At 35.2% G+C, this 19,287-nt stretch carries 17 protein-coding genes; 14 read left to right on the plus strand and 3 right to left on the minus strand.

From position 1 onward, the window contains the following. The 6 genes from EMTOL_RS13870 (at window position 1) to EMTOL_RS13895 (ending at window position 6,492) form a co-directional block, all read left to right on the plus strand. Complete coding sequence (locus tag EMTOL_RS13870) at window positions 1–306, plus strand: hypothetical protein (RefSeq protein WP_015029933.1); 306 nt, start codon at window positions 1–3, stop codon at window positions 304–306. Between the two features lie 4 nt (window positions 307–310). Then, on the plus strand, window positions 311–805 hold the full coding sequence (locus EMTOL_RS13875; RefSeq protein WP_015029934.1) for a Spy/CpxP family protein refolding chaperone: 495 nt from the start codon (window positions 311–313) through the stop codon (window positions 803–805). Between the two features lie 153 nt (window positions 806–958). Beyond that, the gene (locus EMTOL_RS13880) at window positions 959–1,768 is read left to right on the plus strand and encodes a YHYH protein (protein WP_015029935.1); all 810 of its coding nucleotides are present in this window, start codon (window positions 959–961) and stop codon (window positions 1,766–1,768) included. Then, the gene (locus EMTOL_RS13885) at window positions 1,707–2,321 is read left to right on the plus strand and encodes a toxin-antitoxin system YwqK family antitoxin (RefSeq protein ID WP_305953243.1); all 615 of its coding nucleotides are present in this window, start codon (window positions 1,707–1,709) and stop codon (window positions 2,319–2,321) included. The genes EMTOL_RS13880 and EMTOL_RS13885 overlap by 62 nt, the downstream gene beginning before the upstream one ends. Then, window positions 2,318–2,998, plus strand: a complete 681-nt coding sequence (locus EMTOL_RS13890) for an SCO family protein (protein ID WP_015029937.1) — start codon at window positions 2,318–2,320, stop codon at window positions 2,996–2,998. The genes EMTOL_RS13885 and EMTOL_RS13890 overlap by 4 nt, the downstream gene beginning before the upstream one ends. Window positions 2,999–3,273: 275 nt before the next feature. Continuing rightward, window positions 3,274–6,492 (plus strand): S41 family peptidase, encoded by a 3,219-nt coding sequence (locus EMTOL_RS13895; protein ID WP_015029938.1) that lies wholly within the window; start codon window positions 3,274–3,276, stop codon window positions 6,490–6,492. A gap of 206 nt (window positions 6,493–6,698) precedes the next feature. On the opposite strand, the gene EMTOL_RS13900 is transcribed toward EMTOL_RS13895, so the two are convergent. Further along, the gene (locus tag EMTOL_RS13900) at window positions 6,699–7,430 is read right to left on the minus strand and encodes an SP85-like N-terminal domain-containing protein (RefSeq protein WP_305953244.1); all 732 of its coding nucleotides are present in this window, start codon (window positions 7,428–7,430) and stop codon (window positions 6,699–6,701) included. Window positions 7,431–7,923: 493 nt separating this feature from the next. Here EMTOL_RS13900 and EMTOL_RS13905 point away from each other — a divergent pair, with 493 nt between their 5' ends. After that, window positions 7,924–10,341, plus strand: coding sequence for a TonB-dependent receptor (locus EMTOL_RS13905; protein WP_015029941.1), 2,418 nt, complete (start codon window positions 7,924–7,926; stop codon window positions 10,339–10,341). A gap of 341 nt (window positions 10,342–10,682) precedes the next feature. On the opposite strand, the gene EMTOL_RS13910 is transcribed toward EMTOL_RS13905, so the two are convergent. Together EMTOL_RS13910 and EMTOL_RS13915 are read right to left on the minus strand one after the other, a co-directional pair. Beyond that, window positions 10,683–12,314, minus strand: a complete 1,632-nt coding sequence (locus EMTOL_RS13910) for a CotH kinase family protein (protein WP_305953245.1) — start codon at window positions 12,312–12,314, stop codon at window positions 10,683–10,685. Between the two features lie 239 nt (window positions 12,315–12,553). Then, complete coding sequence (locus EMTOL_RS13915; protein ID WP_015029944.1) at window positions 12,554–13,561, minus strand: Gfo/Idh/MocA family oxidoreductase; 1,008 nt, start codon at window positions 13,559–13,561, stop codon at window positions 12,554–12,556. 275 nt (window positions 13,562–13,836) lie between these two features. Here EMTOL_RS13915 and EMTOL_RS13920 point away from each other — a divergent pair, with 275 nt between their 5' ends. From EMTOL_RS13920 to thrC, 7 genes are all read left to right on the plus strand, one after another. Then, on the plus strand, window positions 13,837–14,064 hold the full coding sequence (locus EMTOL_RS13920) for a putative signal transducing protein (protein ID WP_015029945.1): 228 nt from the start codon (window positions 13,837–13,839) through the stop codon (window positions 14,062–14,064). Continuing rightward, window positions 14,036–14,872, plus strand: coding sequence for a phosphatidate cytidylyltransferase (locus EMTOL_RS13925; RefSeq protein WP_015029946.1), 837 nt, complete (start codon window positions 14,036–14,038; stop codon window positions 14,870–14,872). Before EMTOL_RS13920 ends, EMTOL_RS13925 begins: the two co-directional genes overlap by 29 nt. A 10-nt stretch (window positions 14,873–14,882) precedes the next feature. Then, a complete protein-coding gene (locus tag EMTOL_RS13930) occupies window positions 14,883–15,596 on the plus strand; it encodes a carboxypeptidase-like regulatory domain-containing protein (RefSeq protein WP_041693583.1) in 714 nt (237 codons plus the stop codon). Between the two features lie 477 nt (window positions 15,597–16,073). Beyond that, window positions 16,074–17,174, plus strand: a complete 1,101-nt coding sequence (carA, locus tag EMTOL_RS13935; protein WP_015029949.1) for a glutamine-hydrolyzing carbamoyl-phosphate synthase small subunit — start codon at window positions 16,074–16,076, stop codon at window positions 17,172–17,174. A gap of 120 nt (window positions 17,175–17,294) precedes the next feature. After that, the gene (locus EMTOL_RS13940; protein WP_015029950.1) at window positions 17,295–17,504 is read left to right on the plus strand and encodes a hypothetical protein; all 210 of its coding nucleotides are present in this window, start codon (window positions 17,295–17,297) and stop codon (window positions 17,502–17,504) included. Between the two features lie 4 nt (window positions 17,505–17,508). Then, on the plus strand, window positions 17,509–17,910 hold the full coding sequence (locus EMTOL_RS21845) for a type II toxin-antitoxin system VapC family toxin (RefSeq protein WP_015029951.1): 402 nt from the start codon (window positions 17,509–17,511) through the stop codon (window positions 17,908–17,910). A gap of 12 nt (window positions 17,911–17,922) precedes the next feature. Further along, on the plus strand, window positions 17,923–19,233 hold the full coding sequence (thrC, locus tag EMTOL_RS13950) for a threonine synthase (protein ID WP_015029952.1): 1,311 nt from the start codon (window positions 17,923–17,925) through the stop codon (window positions 19,231–19,233). The last annotated feature ends 54 nt before the right edge of the window (window positions 19,234–19,287 follow it).

Consider the following 19,287-nt stretch of genomic DNA (forward strand, 5'->3'; position numbering starts at 1 on the left):
ATGAAAAATCAAGAAGAAATCGAACGCCAAATAGAAGAAACCTTAAGAGCATTAGAAGGAATCGAACGAGCAGAGCCTCGGCCTTTTTTCTTAACTCGACTAGAGAACCGAATGCAACAACGCTATGCTCCAGTACCTAAGTTTATGGTAAAACCAGCATTTATTTGGTCGTTTTTGACCTTGATAGTACTCATTAATGTAGGTGTTTTACTTCGTTATGGACAAAAAACTGTAAAGTCTGAGGCACAAGATGCTAGCTCTTTCGCTCAAGAATATGGCCTGAATACCTTCGATTCAAATTTATAGAACCATGAAAGAAAATAGTAAATTTCGATTACTTTGGGTGGCAGTAGGCGTTCTGTTGCTACTTAATATTAGCTTGTTAGCTTGGATTAGCTTTTTTTCAAAAATGCTTCCTAGAGAACCTCAAAGATTATTCTTAGAAACTGAATTAAAGTTTGATGAAAAGCAAGCCGAAGCCTATCGAAAACTTCGACACGAACATGCCGAGCAGATGAGAAGCTTGCGTGATGGGGTAAAAGAAATGAAAGAGGCTTATTATGCCGATTTAGACAAAACAATTTCTGAAGATTCGCTGAAGGAAAGAGCTGAAAAAATTGAAGGGAGAATGGTAGAAGCAGATGTCATTACTTTTAAGCATTTTCAACAAGTAAGAGAAATGTGCACACCTGAACAGCAAAAACATTTTGATGAAGTGATTATTGAACTCATTCGTTCACTAGAACGCCCCGGACCGCCAAGAAGAGGACCGCACCCAGAGGGGATGCCTCCCGAAAGACGATAAAAATTCGGTAAAAAATAAAAAAGACCGCAAGTTTTTTCGAGTAATTGCATCTAAACATCCAAGACTTTAAAAATTGACTAAATATTCTATGAATTGAACTTTACTAATAAAACACTTTATTCTTTTCAAGTTTCAAAACAAAATTCAGTTCCTATGAAAAAGTCAATAGCAGTCATTTGTTTTTTTGCAGTAAATACGCTTATTACTTCTGCATGTAAGGATTCAAATTCAGAGATGACACCAAACGATGGTAGTAGTAATACGAATACTGCTTCAAGCACTACCAATACAGCAAGTGCTAATGCCACTACTTCGCTCGAATTATTTAAAAAAATCTATGGAGCAACTGAGGTTTACATTGAAGGTAATTATGCTGTCATCAAAACCAATGGTTTACCCGACCACAAGACTCCTTATTATAAAGATACCCAATGGGCCAATACTATGTATGAAGGATACAATGGAACGAATACAAAGTTCAATTTGAATCCAAATCGCATTACTTCACAAAGCTTGGTGTTCAAAATTCCAATCAATCCAACTAAAGCAAATAAGTCAAGTGCTACGCCGCTCGGTCCAATTGGCGTTTCACTCAATGGTGTGCCATTTTTCAATCAATATGCGGCAATGAATGCTCCATTAACAAATGAAATTAATAGTTTTGACCAATATAATGGGCATCCTCAACAACAAGGTCAGTACCACTATCATGTTGAACCTACCTATCTAACTACTAAAAAAGGGAAAGATGCACTTTTAGGATTTTTGTTAGATGGTTTTCCTGTTTATGGGCCACTTGAAAAAGGGAAAACTGTTTCAAATAGCGATTTAGATGGTTATCATGGACATACTCACGCTACAACCGAATATCCGAACGGTATTTATCATTATCACATTACTGATGCAGACCCTTATATCAATGGAAATGGTTTCTATGGCACGGCAGGTACTGTTTCTAAGTAGTATTTGTTTAATATTGGTTGCTTGTCAATCAAAAAACATTCAAGAAACTTTGCTAAAAGTCCATGAGTCTGATGCTGCATTTAGCCGAAATCAAGGGCAATTGTTTTATAAGAATCAGCTTTTTTCGGGAATTCAGTTTGCAGTTTTTACGAATGGCGATACTGCTAGAATTACTCATTTTAAAGAGGGGAAGGAACAAGGTTCTAGTAAAGTATGGTACGAAAATGGTCAGTTGGCCGAACAAAGATTCTACAATAAAGGTAAAAAGGAGGGTATTCATCGAGCATGGTGGCCAGATGGTAAACCACGATTTGAATATCATTTTAAAAACGATGAACATCATGGGGTGCAAAGAGATTGGTTTCCTAATGGACGTTTAGCAGAGGTTTTTCATTATCAAAATGGTCATGAAGAAGGCCCTCAACAAATGTGGTTTGATGATGGTACTTTAAAGGCAAACTACGTAATAAAGGATGGTAGAAGGTATGGCTTGCCGGGTGTTAAAAACTGTGTTTCGGTAGTAGAAAACAATATTTTTCAAGCAAAAAAATGATTTTTAAAATCTTAAATATAAAAGAAGCAGAAGGGTGTAAATATTTTTTTGTGCTTTTGTTCTTTGGTTTGGTTGCGTGTCAAACCAAAGAACAAATCCAAAAACACAGCTTACCCTATTATAATACTGCCGATTTTACCCCTAACTGGTATTCTCAAAGCCAATTAGATACATTAAAATTGCATCAAATTGCCAATTTTAGTTTTACTGACCAAGAGGGTAAAAATATTACCCAAGAGACTGTAAAAGGAAAAATATTTGTAGCCAATTTCTTTTTTACTATTTGCCCAAGTATTTGTCCAACTATGACTCAAAATCTACAAGTTGTCCAAAAAGCTTTTGGGAATGATACGAATATAGTAATGATTTCTCATTCAGTAATGCCTGCTACTGACTCGGTAGCACAATTAAAAAAATATGCTAATCGTTGGAAAATTGATTCTCAGCGATGGCATTTGTTAACTGGCGAGAAAGAAAAAATCTATTCTTTGGCTAGAGAATCATATTTTGCCGAAAAAGAAATAGGCTTGCAGAAAGAAAAAAACGAATTTTTGCATACAGAAAATGCCTTTTTGATAGATAAGCATGGCCATATTAGAGGAGTTTATAATGCAACCTTACCACTTGACATAGAAAATTTAGTAAAAGATATTCATGTATTGAAATCCGTTGATTAGCTACATTTAGGTCGATTTTTGTTTGACCCCATTCGGGGTCGAACATGGTAATCTTACAAACATGAGAACTATTTATTGATAATAAATCTTCCCTTGATTACACTCAAATTCTTCATATTCAGTCCAAACATCGTATCAAATTTTACTTATTTGGTCTGATGCACTGATGATTTCCTCTCATTTTGCTTTAAAATTTTACAAAAAATATAACTTTGTTAGAAAATGGAAGGTTATTGAAATAAAGCACAAAAAACCTATCAGCAAACTAACATATTATGAAAAAAACTCTCCTAACCGCAGCAATTCTTAGCTGTACAAGCCTTTTTATTCAAGCACAAAATAATTTATTGCTACGTCAGCCAGCCATTAATAAAGATGGTTCGGTAGTAGCTTTTTCGTTTCAGGGCGATATTTGGACAGTTCCGAGTTCTGGTGGAAAAGCCACTCGCTTAACTATTCATGAGGCTTATGAAAGTAACCCAGTTTTTAGTCCAGATGGCAACCAAATTGCTTTTTCAGGAGCGAGATTTGGTAATAATGATGTATTCGTCATGCCAACTGAAGGTGGTATGGCTAAACGCCTAACTTACCATTCTGGCAATGACTTGGTTTCGAGTTGGACTCAAGCTGATAAAATCGTTTTCTCAACCAACCGAGAATTTAAACAAATCGAACGCCCGAATGAGGTTTATGCGATTAACCCTAAAGGTGGTACAGAATTCCGTGTACTCGATGCCGTAGGATTCGACCCAGTTTATTCACCTGATGGCCGATTCATGGTTTTTGTTCGTGGTGATATTAATCCTGTGGCTCGTCAAGAATACAAAGGTAGTTCTGACCGTGACCTATGGCTTTATGATAACAAAAATAAAACTTTCCTGCAGTTACCGGGTTTCGAAACCAACGATGTTTTTCCGCAATGGGTCGGAAATAATACTGTTTATTTTTTAAGTAGTAATGAAGGCGTTTATAATATCTATCGCTTGAAAATTGACGCTAATGGAAAAGCAATGGATAAACCTGAAAAACTGACCAATTATAAAGATGAGTCGATTCGAGCATTTAGCGTATCAGCCGATGGTAATTCGATTGTTTTTGAAAAAGACATGAATCTTTATACCATGAAAATCAATGGTGGTTCTGCCCAGAAATTGAATGTGAAAATCAGTGCAGATGAACGTTTAGATGCATCCGAACAGAAAACTTTTACCAGCGGAGCAAATGAGTATGCGGTTTCGCCTAATGGTAAATTATTGGCTTATTCAATTCGTGGTGAAATATTTGTAAAGGAAGCAGATAAAGAAAAGTCAAGAAGTATCAATGTTTCTGAACATCCTTTCCGTGATATAGAACCTACTTGGCTTAATGATTCTACTCTACTCTTCAGCAGCGACCGTAATAATGGTAATTTTGATATCTACATGGTACGCTCTACCGATAGCACTCAACGCAATATTTTCAAATCACTGAAGCACGAAATCGTACAACTTACTAAAACACCAGGGGATGAAACCAGTATGAGTGTGTCTGGTGATGGAAAGAAAATAGCTTACGTACGTGGGCGAGGAACATTTGTGGTGGCCGATATTACAACTGATGGTAAATTGAGCAACGAGAAAATTTTAAACGATAGTTGGGCATCTCCAAGTGGTATTGTTTGGAGTCCGGATAATAAATGGTTAGCCTACTCATTAGAAGATTTATATTTTAACGAAGAAATCTTTATTCAAGCCGCCGATAATTCTACAAAAGCCGTCAATGTTTCGATGCATCCACGAACTGACCGTCGTCCATTTTGGAGTGCTGATGGTTCGAAGTTGGGTTTCCTATCTGAGCGTAGTGTAGGTCGTAGTTTTGATGTTTGGTTTGCTTGGTTGAAAAAAGAAGATTGGGAAAAAGAAACCCAAGATTGGCAAGAACGCGATACACCTGCCGCTGAAGCTGCTCCTGCTAAACCAAACGATAAAAAAGATAAAACACCAAAGCCAATTAAAATCGACTTTGATAAAATTCATGAACGAGTAGTACAGGTAACTAACTTCACTGGTGATGAAAGTGACCTTGTAATCTCGAAAGATGGTGAGACTTTCTACTATACAACCGCTAGTAGTAATGCGAAGGGGCGTGACCTATACAGTATTAAATGGGATGGCAAAGATTTGAAAGAAATCACCAAAGGAGGGGCAAATCCATCGGGAGTAACCATGGATAAAGATGGAAAGTATTTATATTATGCTCGTCAAGGAGCTTTGGCACGAATTGATGTAAAATCAAATGTATCAGAATCACTGCCTTTTGTTGCAAAAATGAAAATTGATTATATGGCAGAGCGTACACAAGTATTTGAAGAAGCATGGAGAACCATTCGAGATGGTTTCTATGACCCCAAATTCCATGGCAATGATTGGGTAAAACTGCATGATAAATACAAAGAACGTTGTATCAATGCCAGCACGGGCAATGACTTCAGAGATATGTTTAATTTACTTTTGGGCGAACTTAACTCAAGTCACATGGGCTTAACCGTAACTGAAAGAGCAGACACTCAACGTGAATCAACTGGATTATTAGGTACAGAATTAGTACCTGTGGCGGGCGGAGTAAGAATAAACCATGTAGTGCCAGAAACACCTGCAGATAAAGAAAAAAGCAAACTCAATGAGGGCGATGTAATTATTGCCGTAAATGGTGAAGCTGTTGCAGAAAATGGCAATTTTTATGAGTTATTGAATGGATTAGTCAATGAAAAAGTGTTACTTACTGTGAAAGCTACTGATGGAAAAACACGTGAAGTAGCTATTAGACTCACGGCAAGTATCGCTAATAACCTTTATGAGGAATGGGTAGAAGGCCGCAAAAAATTGGTTGAAAAATACTCGAATGGACGTTTGGGCTATATTCATATTAAAGGTATGGATTTTCCGAGTTTTGAAGTAGTTGAACGTGAATTTACAGCGGCTGGTTATGGTAAAGATGGAATCATCATTGATGTTAGATATAATGGTGGTGGTTCAACGACCGATTACTTAATGACCATCCTCAACTACAAGCAACACGCCTACACGATACCACGAGGAGCAAGTAATGATTTAGAGAAAGATAAACTCAAATTTAGAGATTATTATCCTTTGGGTGAAAGATTAGTCTATGCGGCATGGACAAAGCCTTCTATTGCTCTTTGTAATGAAGGTAGCTACTCTAATGCAGAGATTTTCTCTCATGCTTACAAATCGCTTGGTATTGGTAAATTGGTAGGTGTGCCAACTAATGGCTCAGTAATTTCAACTGGTGGAAAAGGTTTGATGGATGGCTCATTTGTTCGTTTACCATTCCGTGGGTGGTTTACAAAGGCTACTGATAAAAACCAAGAACTCGGACCAGCAATTCCAGATATTATTGTAGAAAATCAACCAGATTGGATTGCTAAAGGCACTGACGACCAGCTTAAAGCAGCCGTCGATGAACTTTTGAAAGAGATAAATTCGAAGAAGTAAATACTGAGAAGTGATTTTTAAACGTCGGCATGGTTTTTTGACCATGCCGACGTTTTTAATATTTAGTAGGAATTTGCTTGAAAGCTTCAAAATTCATAACCGTCGGTTTAAACTGACGGTTGTTAGAAAATATCTCAAACATTGCTTGCATTAGAATTTAGCCAAACTGAATTTATAGGTTTAAGATTAAAGCTACTACATTTTTATTAATTCCCAGTCTTGATTGTTTTGGTTTTATTCACCACGAATGGAACGCAAATATTGGGCTTACAACACTCATAAGGTGTTAGCGAAATTTGTAAATCCCCTTTGATAGTGGCTACGCCACCATTTGTATTGGCATTATCAAACCACAAGCCCGAGCCTAATGTTGACTGCCAAGTATTAGCTCCTTGGCCAATTTGAAAAGTGTGCTTATTGGCCTGTGGAGAACTAAATTCAAAATACTGGCCCGAATTTGCGTTTTTACCTTCAAGTTTTAATATAAATTGATTATAAAATATCCACCCATCTGAATTTACACTGGCACAATAATTTAAAGCAGGTGTGAAGCCTGCTGTAGGATTATTTAAGCTTTTTGAAGAACCTTCCATTTGAATCAAATACTCTTTTGAAATATCAGATTTCATAATTACTGAAATTTCTAAGCGAAATGTTCCATCATCATATTCCACTAAAAATGGATTAGTATTTGGTTTAATAATGTAATAGCCTGTACTCACTTCTTGTCCTTCGACTGAAAACATAAAGCCGTTTATGTTGGTGTCTGAACATAAAAAGGGTGGACTATCTACTTGATAACTTCTTAATACGTTTGCTGCACAAGGGTCTAAAACCTGAATGCGTTTATTTTTATTTTCCTTAGAAATTCCTACAAAAAAGTATGAATGTAAGACCAAAATCAAAGGTAGAAATATTATTTGTCGAATTAGCTGCATAAGGATACCATATTGATCAATTTCACTTGTGATATTTCGTACAATAAAAATACCAAAAACCAATTTGTTTTTAAAAAATGGTGATAATCGTAAAAAAAGGTTGTGAATAGCATTTAATGATGTAAAAAATATTTATTAATCTGAAATGCTTCTTCTCTGACAAAATAACTTTTGATAAAATTTAATGAAAAAACTTGTTGTTTTTTTATTATGCATTCATACTTCTACGCATATATTTTTCTTTATTTTTCGAAAATTAAAACCGTTCATCACAATTACGAAATATTTCGTAATAATTCTTGGATTCATCAATTATTTCATTTTATCTTTGTTACGAAATATTTCGTAGTTTGAATTTAAGTGTTAGTTGTAACCTTTTTTAGTCAAAGAAGTATTCATAAAAACTTAGATGCAAAACGCAACTTTAGCCTTACATGATTCATGAGCGTGGGGGCCCAATAACATTTTTGAAAAAGCTATAATAATTAAAATTATGAAAAATCTATTACTCGTGTTTCTCACGAGCCTGACGAGCCATGTCTTTGCTCAAACCTTTGGCGTGAAAGGAACTGCCAAAACACAACAAAATGAAGCTGCTTCGTTTGCAACTGTGGCCATGCATAAAGCTTTAGATTCTACCTTGGTAAAGGCCGATATTGCCGATGAAAACGGTGGTTTTAAGTTTAGCAATCTAAATAAGGGTAAGTATTTTATTAAGATTTCGGCAGTAGGCTTTCAAAATTTTTCTTCGCCTACATTTGAAATTATAGATGCTGATATTGAATTCAATCCTTTTACTCTACTAGCAGAAACCCAGCAGCTAAAGGAAGTAAAAGTCGTAGCTTCTAAGCCCATGATTGAAGTGAAAGACGATAGGATAGTGTTTAATGTAGAAAGTAGTATTAATTCTACTGGTACAACCGCTTTGGAGTTAATGCGAAAATCACCTGGTGTACAGGTTGATAAAGATGAAAATATTCTAATAAAGGGAAAATCTGGCGTAAGAATTTATATTGATGGCCGACCGTCGCAAATGAGTGGCCGTGATTTAGCTTCTACCCTTAAAAGTTTGAATTCTGCCGATATTGAGGCCATCGAAATCATTACCAATCCATCGGCTAAATATGATGCCGCAGGAGATTTAGGAATTATCAATATTCGATTGAAGAAAAACCGAAAACTTGGTACCAACGGGAATGTCAACTTAGCAGGAATGTTTGGTATTACTCCAAAATACAATACTTCACTTAGTCTTAACCACCGAGATAAGAAAGTCAATCTTTTTGGTACATATAGTTATAATCAAGGAGGCTGGCATAATCGAACTCTCGACGACCAAATACTGAATAATGTAATGTATAATAAAACTTGGCGTGGTTTATGGCGTGATACTTCAAATAATTTAAAACTTGGAGCTGATTATTTTATTAACTCAAAAAATACGATTGGTGTCAATTTTAATGGCCGAGTAAGCGACCACAATGGCGGAGGTGAAAGCGAAACATTGATTGGACGAAGATTTAGCACTGCCGAACCTGATTCTGCGATTTTGAATTCACAGACATCCAATCCAGAAAAAAATAAAAATCTGAATTTCAACCTAAATTATCGCTATGCTGATACCACAGGACACGAATTGAATATTGATGCTGATTATGGCATTTTTACTTCGAGAGGTATTAGTTATCAACCTAATAGATATACTTTCTTGAGAAGTGATAGACCTTCGTTTGAGCGAAATTATGTAACTAAGACTCCAACGGATATCATAATTAAGTCGGCAAAAATTGATTATGAACAGCCTTTTAAAAAAGGTAAACTCTCTTATGGTGTAAAACTTTCTGATGTAACTTCTGATAATACATTTGATTTTTTTACGAAAGTACAAAGCGAAGAAATCAGAGATACCGAACGTAGTAATCAGTTTAGATATACCGAGCGAGTTTATGCGGCTTATGTAAATTACAATAAGTCAATTGGTAAAAAATGGAATGTACAAGCAGGTTTGCGTGCTGAAAATACCCATTCTCTAGGAAAGCTAACGAGCTTCAAACAGAATGATTTGGATAAAGTAGATACCACTTATTTAAATTTGTTTCCGAGTGGAGCCTTATCTTATAAAGCATCTGATAATCATTCGCTTAATCTTAATTATAGCAGAAGAATTAATCGACCAAGCTACCAAAACCTGAATCCATTTGAGTATCGTATAGATGAATTGGTTTATTCGAAAGGAAATCCATTCCTACGTCCAGAATATGCCAATAACTTTAAGTTAACGCATACGTATAAAGGCAAACTCACTACTTCGTTAGGTTATTGGCGTACGAAATATCCAGTAGTTGGTTTACGAATTCCTTACGATAATAGCCGTACTTATTTTATCTCCGAAAACCTCGATTATTCGGAAGGATATAGCTTAGATTTGAGTCTCAATACTCAATTAACAAAATGGTGGGAATTAAGTGTGAACCTGAATGGCTACCATAATTTATGGCGTGCAAAATTAGATAATGGTTTAATAATCAATAATCGAACTACAGCTTTTAATGCCAACGGACAAAGTACTATTAAATTAAAAAATAATTGGACATTTGAACTTTCGGGCTGGTATAATTCACCATACAAACGTATTGATAATAATTTAGCAATGGGAATGATGGATATGGGAGTTCAGAAGAAATTTATGAAAGATAATGCGTCATTAAAGATTGTTTTTAGCGATGTATTGAACACCGCAAGAGGAGGTTATTATTCTGAATATGCTGGCGTAGCCACCAACCTTAGATTTAAGTTTGAAGGTCGCTTGCTTCGTGTAACATTCAATTATCGTTTTGGAAGTAAGGAAATCAAAGAAGCTCGCAACCGTCGTTCAAGTTCAGAAGATGAACTACGCAGAATAAAAGGTTGATAAGTACAGTACATTGCCATTTATCAAATAGAAAAACCATTGGTGTAATAGATAATTTTTATTGAATGGCTAAACAATTTTGAGATTTATATTTGCGTTGAAATACAAATTATGAAAAAGCGAATTCACTTTACTGCTATTTGAAAGTAAACAAATTGGTCGCTTCACAAGTTTAAGCTTATAATTAATTATAAAGATACTTATCAAGAGTAAAAGATATTAAAGTTTTTTACTGTGTGTAACCCATGCAGTTTGTTGTTAGAAGCATAAAATCCCAGCCATTTTGTGTTGGGATTTTTTTATCCATAAAGCCTTTGAATGCGTATAAAGAGAGCATTTTTTTATTGACAATCTCGAATTTTTGCTGTAAATACTGTATTTTTTGAAGATTCAAATCCTGCAAGTAGTTCAATTGATTTTCCAGCTAAATAGCTAATTTTGCTTGCCTGATTCAAAATAGAATTGGACGTAATGTTATTGGCCGTTTTAAAATTTTGAATAGGAGGATTGACTACATGAGTACTAAAATTCAAGCTTTCAGGGCAATTATTTTCAACAATAATAGTTTTTGTGTTCGTATATTGTGGGCAGGCTTCTTGGCAAATGGCAGTATAGGTAACAGTTTGTGTGGTTAAAACCTCTGAGATACTTGTGGAACTAAAAGAACCACTTGTTCCATCAGCATTTTCAAATTTCCAAGTAACCAAGCTTGAAGAACAAGTTGAAATCAACCCAACTAATTGATTAGCTTGTGCTGTTTGCTGGCCAGCTAATATTCTTCCATCACCAGAGATATTATGAATATTTTCATCTATCCAATTAATTCTCTTGCCAACGAAGTTTTTTAATTTTTGTATTTCTTCCAAAAATATATGATTAGTTGATGGAAACCATTTTTCCCTATCTCTTATTGCTGCTTCTTGAATACTGCTACTAAGGCTATCAATAAATATCAAACTTTTTTCAATACTCAAAAAAGTTTTTCTGAAAGTCTTATACTTGTCAATAACTTTATTTTTGAAGGTGCAGTCTTGTATCATACGTTCGGCCCAAAAGAAACGAGGGTCACAGCTTTGACAATTAAAACGCCAGTCTGAAGTGTAATTTTCGAATAATCCAGATGAAGTATCCCAAAGTGGCGAAGCTACCAATTTTTGATTTCTATCTTTATAAAAATATTGGCTCCGAGCAAATACATCTAAGTGAAGGCTATATTCTTGAATTACAAAGTTTTCAACAAAACTATTCTCATCAACGTATTTTCTAAAGCCTAAAGTAGAGTCACGAAAATTAGAACTATTCAATGCGTCTTCGAATTCTCGAATGTAGGTTTGAATATAATTGAATTGTTGAGGAACTGGTTGTTTAGGATAAATACAATCAAAATACATTCGAAATTCAGATGGTGGCGATGAAGCATAATTTGATTGCCAAGCATAATTAGAGGTTAACGGTTCGGGTTCACGAGTTGCCTCAATGATATAACCACCAGTAATTTTTGAAGAGGTGGTATCTGCGGCCTCTAATTTTTTAATATTTATTCTATCAGAGCCTCTTTTTATTCGTTCGGTGAAAGTGAATAAACCCATGTATTCTCCATCAATAACCACTTCAACATGTTTAAATCGTGGAGAATATTTGCCTGTTTTTGCCCATAAATCGTATATATATGCATTTTTTATATGAGTGGGGTCATCATAATTAGCGATTAATGCCCAGTCAGTGCCTTTGGGTAAACCAAATACAGGAAAATCTAAATCACTATTTGATGAATCTTTTAACGCTATGCTGTAAGATTTTTTGGGATAAAGTAGAGAGGAAGAACCTCTATATTCAATTCCTGCAAAACCATTGTAATGAAAAATACTATCAGAAAGAAAATTAGTGCCACCACCTTGATGGTATATAATCTTGAAATTTACCTTTACTTTGTCGTCATCAACAATCGTTGCTCCGTTAGTTTCTATGACCACAATAGGAAGATTAGAATTGGTAAATTGGGCAAGACAAATTTGTGATAGTAGTAAATAAATCGATGCTAACCACAACTTGAACATTTAAGATTGAATATAGATAAAATTTACAAAGCAGTTTTGTTGTGTGCAAAGGTATTGTAATTATCAAGTGTTTGAATATCATTTATTGAAAACTTATTAATCGGCAATCTTTTAAAAATATTTAGGAGGGTGAGTGAATCATCCTCCTAAATTAATTATATACTTTTCACGGCTTCAATTACCCTGATTTGTTCAAGTACTTGCTCTGGTTTGATATAAAGCTCTTTTCCTTCTACAATTGCCGCATGTAGATTTTGGAAAAGTAAATCCCAGTTACCTGCTTCAGTTTCGATATGGCCTCTGAAATGCTGCCCACCAATTTCAGTGTTTAGTACACCCCAATTATCTTTGGGTTCAACTCCAAAGCCTTCCATACGTGGCATAAGACCTGCTTTTAGGTGGTCTTCTTGTACATCAATGCCATATTTTACGAATGAACCTTTAGTTCCGTGAATGATATAACGTGGGCCTTCTTCACGCACTAATAAACTTGATTTGAGCGTAACTTTTAATTTGCCGTAATCAAGTCTAATATCAAAAGCATCATCAATGGCTGAACCTTCTCGTTGTGTATAAGTTTCACCCGAAATAGACATTGGCGAACCAAATAAAACAATAGTTTGGTCGATGATGTGTGCCCCTAAATCATATAAAATTCCATTGGCTGGGCTAACTTCCTCTTTCCACTTTTTAGGGTTTAATATTGGTTTATGACGGTCATAGTGCACTTCAAACGAAACTAATTCGCCTAAAAATTTATTTTCAACGATTTTTTTTACAGTCATGAAATCGCTATCAAATCGGCGATTTTGGAAGATGGAAAGTACTTTTCCTTGTTTTTTCGATAGGGCTATGAGTTCCTCTGCTTCAGCAACTGTGGCGGTAAAAGGTTTTTCAACCAACACATTTTTGCCCGCTAAAAGTGCCTGCTTTGCCTGACTAAAATGTAAATGACTCGGCGAAGCAATACTGATGAGGTCTATCTCGTCGTCGGCTAATACTTCTTCAATATTGCGGGCAACACCTACACTTGGGTATATGGCTTGTGGGTTTTGAGAACCCGAAACGATGATTTTTAGATTAAAATCCGGATTGGTTAGAAAGAAAGGAGCTTGAAGATATCTCCCCGAAAGTCCAAATCCGACGAGGGCAACGTTGAGCATAATGGATTAAGATTTTGGTTGAAGCTACTAAAGTACAGGCTTTTTATGCTAATTCCAAAATTCTTGATTTTAGTTAAAAACTTCAAATGCTTGAACAGAAAATTTGAAAAGTAATAGTTTGAAAATCAAGTATTTGAGATTTTTTATAAAATGTTGTATTTATTTTCAAGTCAGCGTAAGTGTTTATTATTGTTTTTATAAAGAAAAGTTCTGCCTTTCTTGCGTAAATGAATCTTTTTTCGTCCTATATTTGGGTGAAATTCACAATATAAGAAATGGCAAACTGGATAAAAGTTTTTGAAACCAAAAATATTTTTGAAGCCGAGTTATTAAAAAACGAGCTATTGACCCATGAAATAATGGCCGTTGTATTAAATAAAAGAGATAGTAATTACCTGATTGGCTACTGCGAAGTACAAGTGCCTGAAGAGCAACAAAGTATCGCGAAAGTAGTTATTGATATTTTCAACCAAAATGACATCGAGACTGAACCAACTTCCTAATCTTACTCAAAGAATTATTGCAGCAATCATTGGCGTATCAATTATTTTGGCTGCCGTACTTTATAATGAGTGGACTTTCTGGGTATTATTCCTAACCATTAGTATTCTTACACAGAGAGAGTTTTATAAACTACTAAAACTTGATGAAAATCATCCACTAAGTTTCTATGGTATATTTTGTGGAATTGTGTTAAATACACTTACATTTTTTATTGAAAAAGAGTATTTACCTTTTAAGTTCTATTATTTAATAGTACCTCTACTCACTTCCACATTTTTCATTAAGCTTTATCGTAAGAAAGATACCAAGCCATTTGCTAATTTAGGATATACTTTTTTGGGTATTATTTATGTGGCAGTGCCTTTTGCTCTTATTAATGAAATGGTGTTGACTGATACCATCGGCTATGCTCCGCAACTAATTTTGGGTTGTTTGTTTATACTTTGGGCAAATGATACGGGAGCTTATTTTGCAGGAAGATTCTTAGGAAAAAGAAAACTCTTTGAACGAGTTTCTCCCAAAAAAACGTGGGAAGGCTTTGTTGGTGGGGCAATAACCTCACTTCTTGTGGCGTTTATTCTAACAAAGTATTTTGATAATTTGTTAAGTTGGCAGTGGTATGGCATTTCAGTAATAATTTTTATAACCGGAACACTCGGTGATTTGGTTGAATCATTGTTTAAGCGTAGCATTTCTATCAAAGATTCTGGCGATATGATTCCAGGGCACGGAGGGTTTATGGATAGGTTTGATGGATTATTGCTTTCGATGCCATTTATTGTTACATTTCTGAAAATTTTTGGTTGAATCACTCACAATGAAAAATATAGGCATACTATTATTTGTTTTTATCTCCTTGATAATGAGCGATTTAGCTTTTTCTCAAGGTGAGGTGAAGTATATTACATTCTCAGGCTTAGTTATTGATAGTCAAACCAAAGAGCCGCTGCCAGGAGCTTATATTACTATTCCACGTGCTGGTAGAGGAACACTTTCGAATAGTAAAGGTTATTTTGTTTTAGGTGTTTTTCCGGGAGATACCGTTGTCTTTAGTTATTTGGGTTTTAAGAAGCAATACCACGTAATACCTAAAAAGACTGATGTAGATTATTCAGTTTTTGTAGAGCTTCAGACAGACTCAAAAATGTTAAAAGAAGTTAAAGTTTATCCTTTTAGCACAGAAGAAGAATTCAAGCAAGCATTGGTCGATATGAAACTCCCAGATGACCGAGAACGCAAAATTTTGAATGAAACTTATAGCCCCGAAAATATTGCTAAAATGGCCTCTGTTCATGGGATGAGTGCTGATGCAAATTATAGGTATGCCAATAGTCAGTTCTTGAAACAAGTACAAAGTCAAGGTCAAATTACTACCAATCCATTGCTTAATCCATTTGCATGGGCCAACTTCGTGCGAGCAGTAAAAGGTGGAGCGTGGAAAGACCAGTCGTGGAAAGCAGGAGCGGCCACTCCTCCAAAAGATAATGTAACTCGCGACCAGTTCTTTAGGAATAATACAAAGAAAGATTAGGTAAAATTTATTTACTGTAACCTTTCTTGTATTATTAACTGTTTAAATTGTACCCCCCTATCAAAGGTACATCCGAATGGTTTAGGTTGTGTGGGTATTAGTAGTTCTACGCCATTCCCTTATTCATTAGTTAAATATTGAGAAACAGGTAAAAAATACTTTTATAATATACAGCAAAGTTGTAAAGGATTCACCTCGAAATTAGTTGGGACTACACTTAAAATAGAATTCAGCAAAAGTTGAAATAGATTTTACTTTTTGGATTCTATGCGAAGCTACAAACTCAATTGTTTTAAAAAAATACTTTTGGTGATATACATAATCTCTTGGTGATAAAATACAATTATCCAAGGGATTTTGTCTTTTTGCAAGAAAGAATAAGACATTAATAGGTTTTTAATTAATGTTAATGTTTTTTTTACTACCTTTGTTCTCCGATAACCATCAATTTTTTCGGAACTCTTTTATTATTCTTCGATGAATCAAAAACCTTCTGATGCCCTTCTGCTCCTTGAAGATGGCACTATTTTCAAAGGAAAAGCACTTGGCAAAATTGGTACTTCGGCAGGCGAAATCTGTTTCAATACAGGCATGACTGGCTACCAAGAAATCTATACTGACCCTTCTTACTTCGGTCAGGTAATCGTAAATACAACTTCTCATATTGGCAACTACGGTGTTGTATTAGATGACGAAGAAGAATCATCAAGCGTAAAGATTAGTGGAATGGTTTGTAATGCTTATGCAAATCATTACTATTCACGTGCGACAGCTGATTTTTCATTGCAAGAATATTTCGAGAGAGCGAATATCGTGGGAATCTGCGATATTGATACTCGCCAAATTGTTCGCCATATCCGCAATGCAGGTGTGATGAACTGTATTATTTCTTCTGAAATTCTTGACCCAGAGGCACTCGCTCTCGAACTGAAGAAAGTTCCTTCGATGGATGGTCTTGAATTATCATCAGTAGTAAGCACAAAAGAAGCCTACTATTTAGGAAGTGAAGATGCGAAATATAGAGTAGCGGTTTTAGATTTTGGTGTGAAGAAAAGCATTTTGAACAATTTTGTAGAAAGAGATTGTTATTGTAAAGTTTTCAATGCCAAAACAAGCTTCGAAGAAATTGCAGCATTTAATCCAGATGGCTATTTTCTATCAAATGGCCCCGGCGACCCTTCTTCTATGAGTTATGCCGTAGAAACGATTAAGCAAATCATAGAAACTAATAAGCCTGTTTTTGGTATTTGTTTAGGACACCAATTATTAGCTCTTTCAAGTGGAATTGGTACTTATAAAATGAAAAATGGTCACCGTGGTTTAAATCACCCAGTGAAAAATATTCGCACAGGTCTTTGTGAAATTACCTCCCAAAACCATGGTTTTGCCGTAAAACCAGAGCAAGTATCAGGTGCAGAAAATATTGAGCTTACACACGTGAATCTCAACGATAATACAATCGAAGGAATTCGTAGAAAAGATAAACCAGCGTTTTCTGTTCAATATCACCCAGAGGCCTCACCTGGCCCACACGATTCTCGATACTTATTCGATGATTTCGTGAAGATGTTAGGATAAGAATTTGTAAAATATCTTAATATTGTGCCATACCTATTTATCTATGATAAAAAGGTGTGGCACAATTGCTTTAGAATGCTTACAGGTTTTTTTATATCTTTGCAAAAAAGGAGGTGTATCATGACAGAAGTTATTAAGAAAAAGTCAAAGAAACCATTTATTCCAAGAAGTAAAGACCCCAAGCTAAATCTTTACAGCCCGGATGATATTATAAAGGCTGGTGGATTGGCTGAGTTTAGTAAATTAATTGGAAATGATAAGCCGATTTCTCCGCCTCACATTCACTTTACGGATGAAGAATGGAATGAGATGATGAAATTTTTAGATTAATGTAATGCGTTTATTGGATACGAATATTATAATTGGATACATTAGAAAAGATGTTGCTTGTCCACCTGATAGATTTATTTCAATAGTTACAGTTGGTGAATTAAAGGCGTTCTCAATAAAAAGTAAATGGGGTACTGATAAGCAAAAGAAATTGAATAGGTATTTACAAACTTTGCAGGTACTTGATATTGATGCTAAAATTTCAGATATATATGCAGAAATAGATGCTTATAGTCAAGGGCTTCACCCTGAAAAGAAATTAACAATTACTTCTCGAAATATGGGGAAAAACGACCTTTGGATTGCCGCAACTGCTTTTTTCTTTGATATTCCTCTTCAAACGACTGATAATGATTTTGACCACCTCTCAGAATTTGGTTTAAGACTTGAAAAAACTCCTCTTTAGTAATCCTTATTTATGAAATTATACAGCACAAACCACCAAAGTCCAGATGTAGATTTAGCAGAAGCCGTATTTCGTGGACTTCCTCCCGATAATGGACTTTATATGCCTACTGAATTTAAACCTTTGCCTTCGTCTTTTTGGGATAACGTTCAGAACTTAAGTCTGCAAGAAATTGCCTTCGAAATTGCCCACGCACTAATTGGAGAGGATGTTCCAACTGAAGACCTTCGCCAATTAATCAATCGAGCGATAGATTTTGAAGCACCAATTGTAAAAGTTGAAGAAAATACCTACTGTTTAGAGCTTTTTCATGGCCCGTCAATGGCATTTAAAGATTTTGGAGCAAGATTTATGGCTGCTTTAATGTCGTATTTTCTCCAAAAATCTCAAAAGCAGATTCATATTTTAGTAGCCACTTCGGGTGATACCGGTGGTGCGGTGGCTCAAGGTTTTTACAAAACTCCTAATATTGATGTAACGATTCTTTATCCGAGCGGCAAAGTAAGTGATATTCAAGAAAAACAATTAACTACTCTTGGAGAAAATGTAAGAGCTTTGGAAGTGTCAGGTACGTTTGATGATTGTCAAAAATTAGTTAAACAAGCTTTTTTAGACAAAGACCTTACTTCGAAATTCGACTTAGCTTCGGCAAATTCGATTAATATAGCTCGCTTAATTCCACAAGCATTTTATTATGTAAGTACCTATGCTCAACTAAAAAAATCGGGTGCCGATTTACCAGTTGTTATTTCTGTACCAAGCGGTAACTTTGGTAATTTGAGTGCAGGAATTATTGCATGGCGTTTGGGAATGCCAATTAAGAAATTTATTGCTACTACCAACGTAAATAATGTAGTGCCTACTTATTTAGAAAGTGGTATTTACGAGCCTATAAGCCCTTCATTATCAACGATTTCCAATGCAATGGATGTGGGTAATCCGAGTAATTTTCCTCGTATGAAAGCATTGCTTGATAATGATTTGGAAAAAATGAAAGAACTGGTAGCTGGTTATTATTATAATGATGATGCTACGCGTGCTGCCATGAAAGATGTTTATGAGCGTACAGGATACGTGATGTGTCCACACACTGCTGTTGCCTATTTAGGTTTAAAATCCTATACCAATACATTGAATGAACCAGTAAGTGGTGTATTTTTGTCTACGGCACATTATGCTAAATTCTTAGACGTTGTAGAGGAAGTGGTTGGAAAGCAGGATATTCCTCAGCGTCTTTCTGATTTATTAAGTCTAGAAAAACAAGCGACTCCAATATCAACTAATTTTGCTGATTTCAAAGCTTGGTTGATGGAGAATTTATAAATTATGCTATATATTATCAATGACAACTTAAAAAGAGTTGTCATTGATAATCAA

Origin of the sequence: Emticicia oligotrophica DSM 17448 (assembly GCF_000263195.1) — a bacterium.
GTDB classification, from domain to species: Bacteria; Bacteroidota; Bacteroidia; order Cytophagales; family Spirosomataceae; genus Emticicia; species Emticicia oligotrophica.

What these genes read in the sequence shown, in the direction of transcription:
- EMTOL_RS13870 (WP_015029933.1), top strand. Translation starts at nt 1, where the DNA reads ATGAAAAATCAAGAAGAAATCGAACGCCAAATAGAAGAAACCTTAAGA.
- EMTOL_RS13875 (WP_015029934.1), top strand. Translation starts at nt 311, where the DNA reads ATGAAAGAAAATAGTAAATTTCGATTACTTTGGGTGGCAGTAGGCGTT.
- EMTOL_RS13880 (WP_015029935.1), top strand. Translation starts at nt 959, where the DNA reads ATGAAAAAGTCAATAGCAGTCATTTGTTTTTTTGCAGTAAATACGCTT.
- EMTOL_RS13885 (WP_305953243.1), top strand. Translation starts at nt 1,707, where the DNA reads ATGCAGACCCTTATATCAATGGAAATGGTTTCTATGGCACGGCAGGTA.
- EMTOL_RS13890 (WP_015029937.1), top strand. Translation starts at nt 2,318, where the DNA reads ATGATTTTTAAAATCTTAAATATAAAAGAAGCAGAAGGGTGTAAATAT.
- EMTOL_RS13895 (WP_015029938.1), top strand. Translation starts at nt 3,274, where the DNA reads ATGAAAAAAACTCTCCTAACCGCAGCAATTCTTAGCTGTACAAGCCTT.
- EMTOL_RS13900 (WP_305953244.1), bottom strand. Translation starts at nt 7,430, where the DNA reads ATGCAGCTAATTCGACAAATAATATTTCTACCTTTGATTTTGGTCTTA.
- EMTOL_RS13905 (WP_015029941.1), top strand. Translation starts at nt 7,924, where the DNA reads ATGAAAAATCTATTACTCGTGTTTCTCACGAGCCTGACGAGCCATGTC.
- EMTOL_RS13915 (WP_015029944.1), bottom strand. Translation starts at nt 13,561, where the DNA reads ATGCTCAACGTTGCCCTCGTCGGATTTGGACTTTCGGGGAGATATCTT.
- EMTOL_RS13920 (WP_015029945.1), top strand. Translation starts at nt 13,837, where the DNA reads ATGGCAAACTGGATAAAAGTTTTTGAAACCAAAAATATTTTTGAAGCC.
- EMTOL_RS13925 (WP_015029946.1), top strand. Translation starts at nt 14,036, where the DNA reads ATGACATCGAGACTGAACCAACTTCCTAATCTTACTCAAAGAATTATT.
- EMTOL_RS13930 (WP_041693583.1), top strand. Translation starts at nt 14,883, where the DNA reads ATGAAAAATATAGGCATACTATTATTTGTTTTTATCTCCTTGATAATG.
- carA (WP_015029949.1), top strand. Translation starts at nt 16,074, where the DNA reads ATGAATCAAAAACCTTCTGATGCCCTTCTGCTCCTTGAAGATGGCACT.
- EMTOL_RS13940 (WP_015029950.1), top strand. Translation starts at nt 17,295, where the DNA reads ATGACAGAAGTTATTAAGAAAAAGTCAAAGAAACCATTTATTCCAAGA.
- EMTOL_RS21845 (WP_015029951.1), top strand. Translation starts at nt 17,509, where the DNA reads ATGCGTTTATTGGATACGAATATTATAATTGGATACATTAGAAAAGAT.
- thrC (WP_015029952.1), top strand. Translation starts at nt 17,923, where the DNA reads ATGAAATTATACAGCACAAACCACCAAAGTCCAGATGTAGATTTAGCA.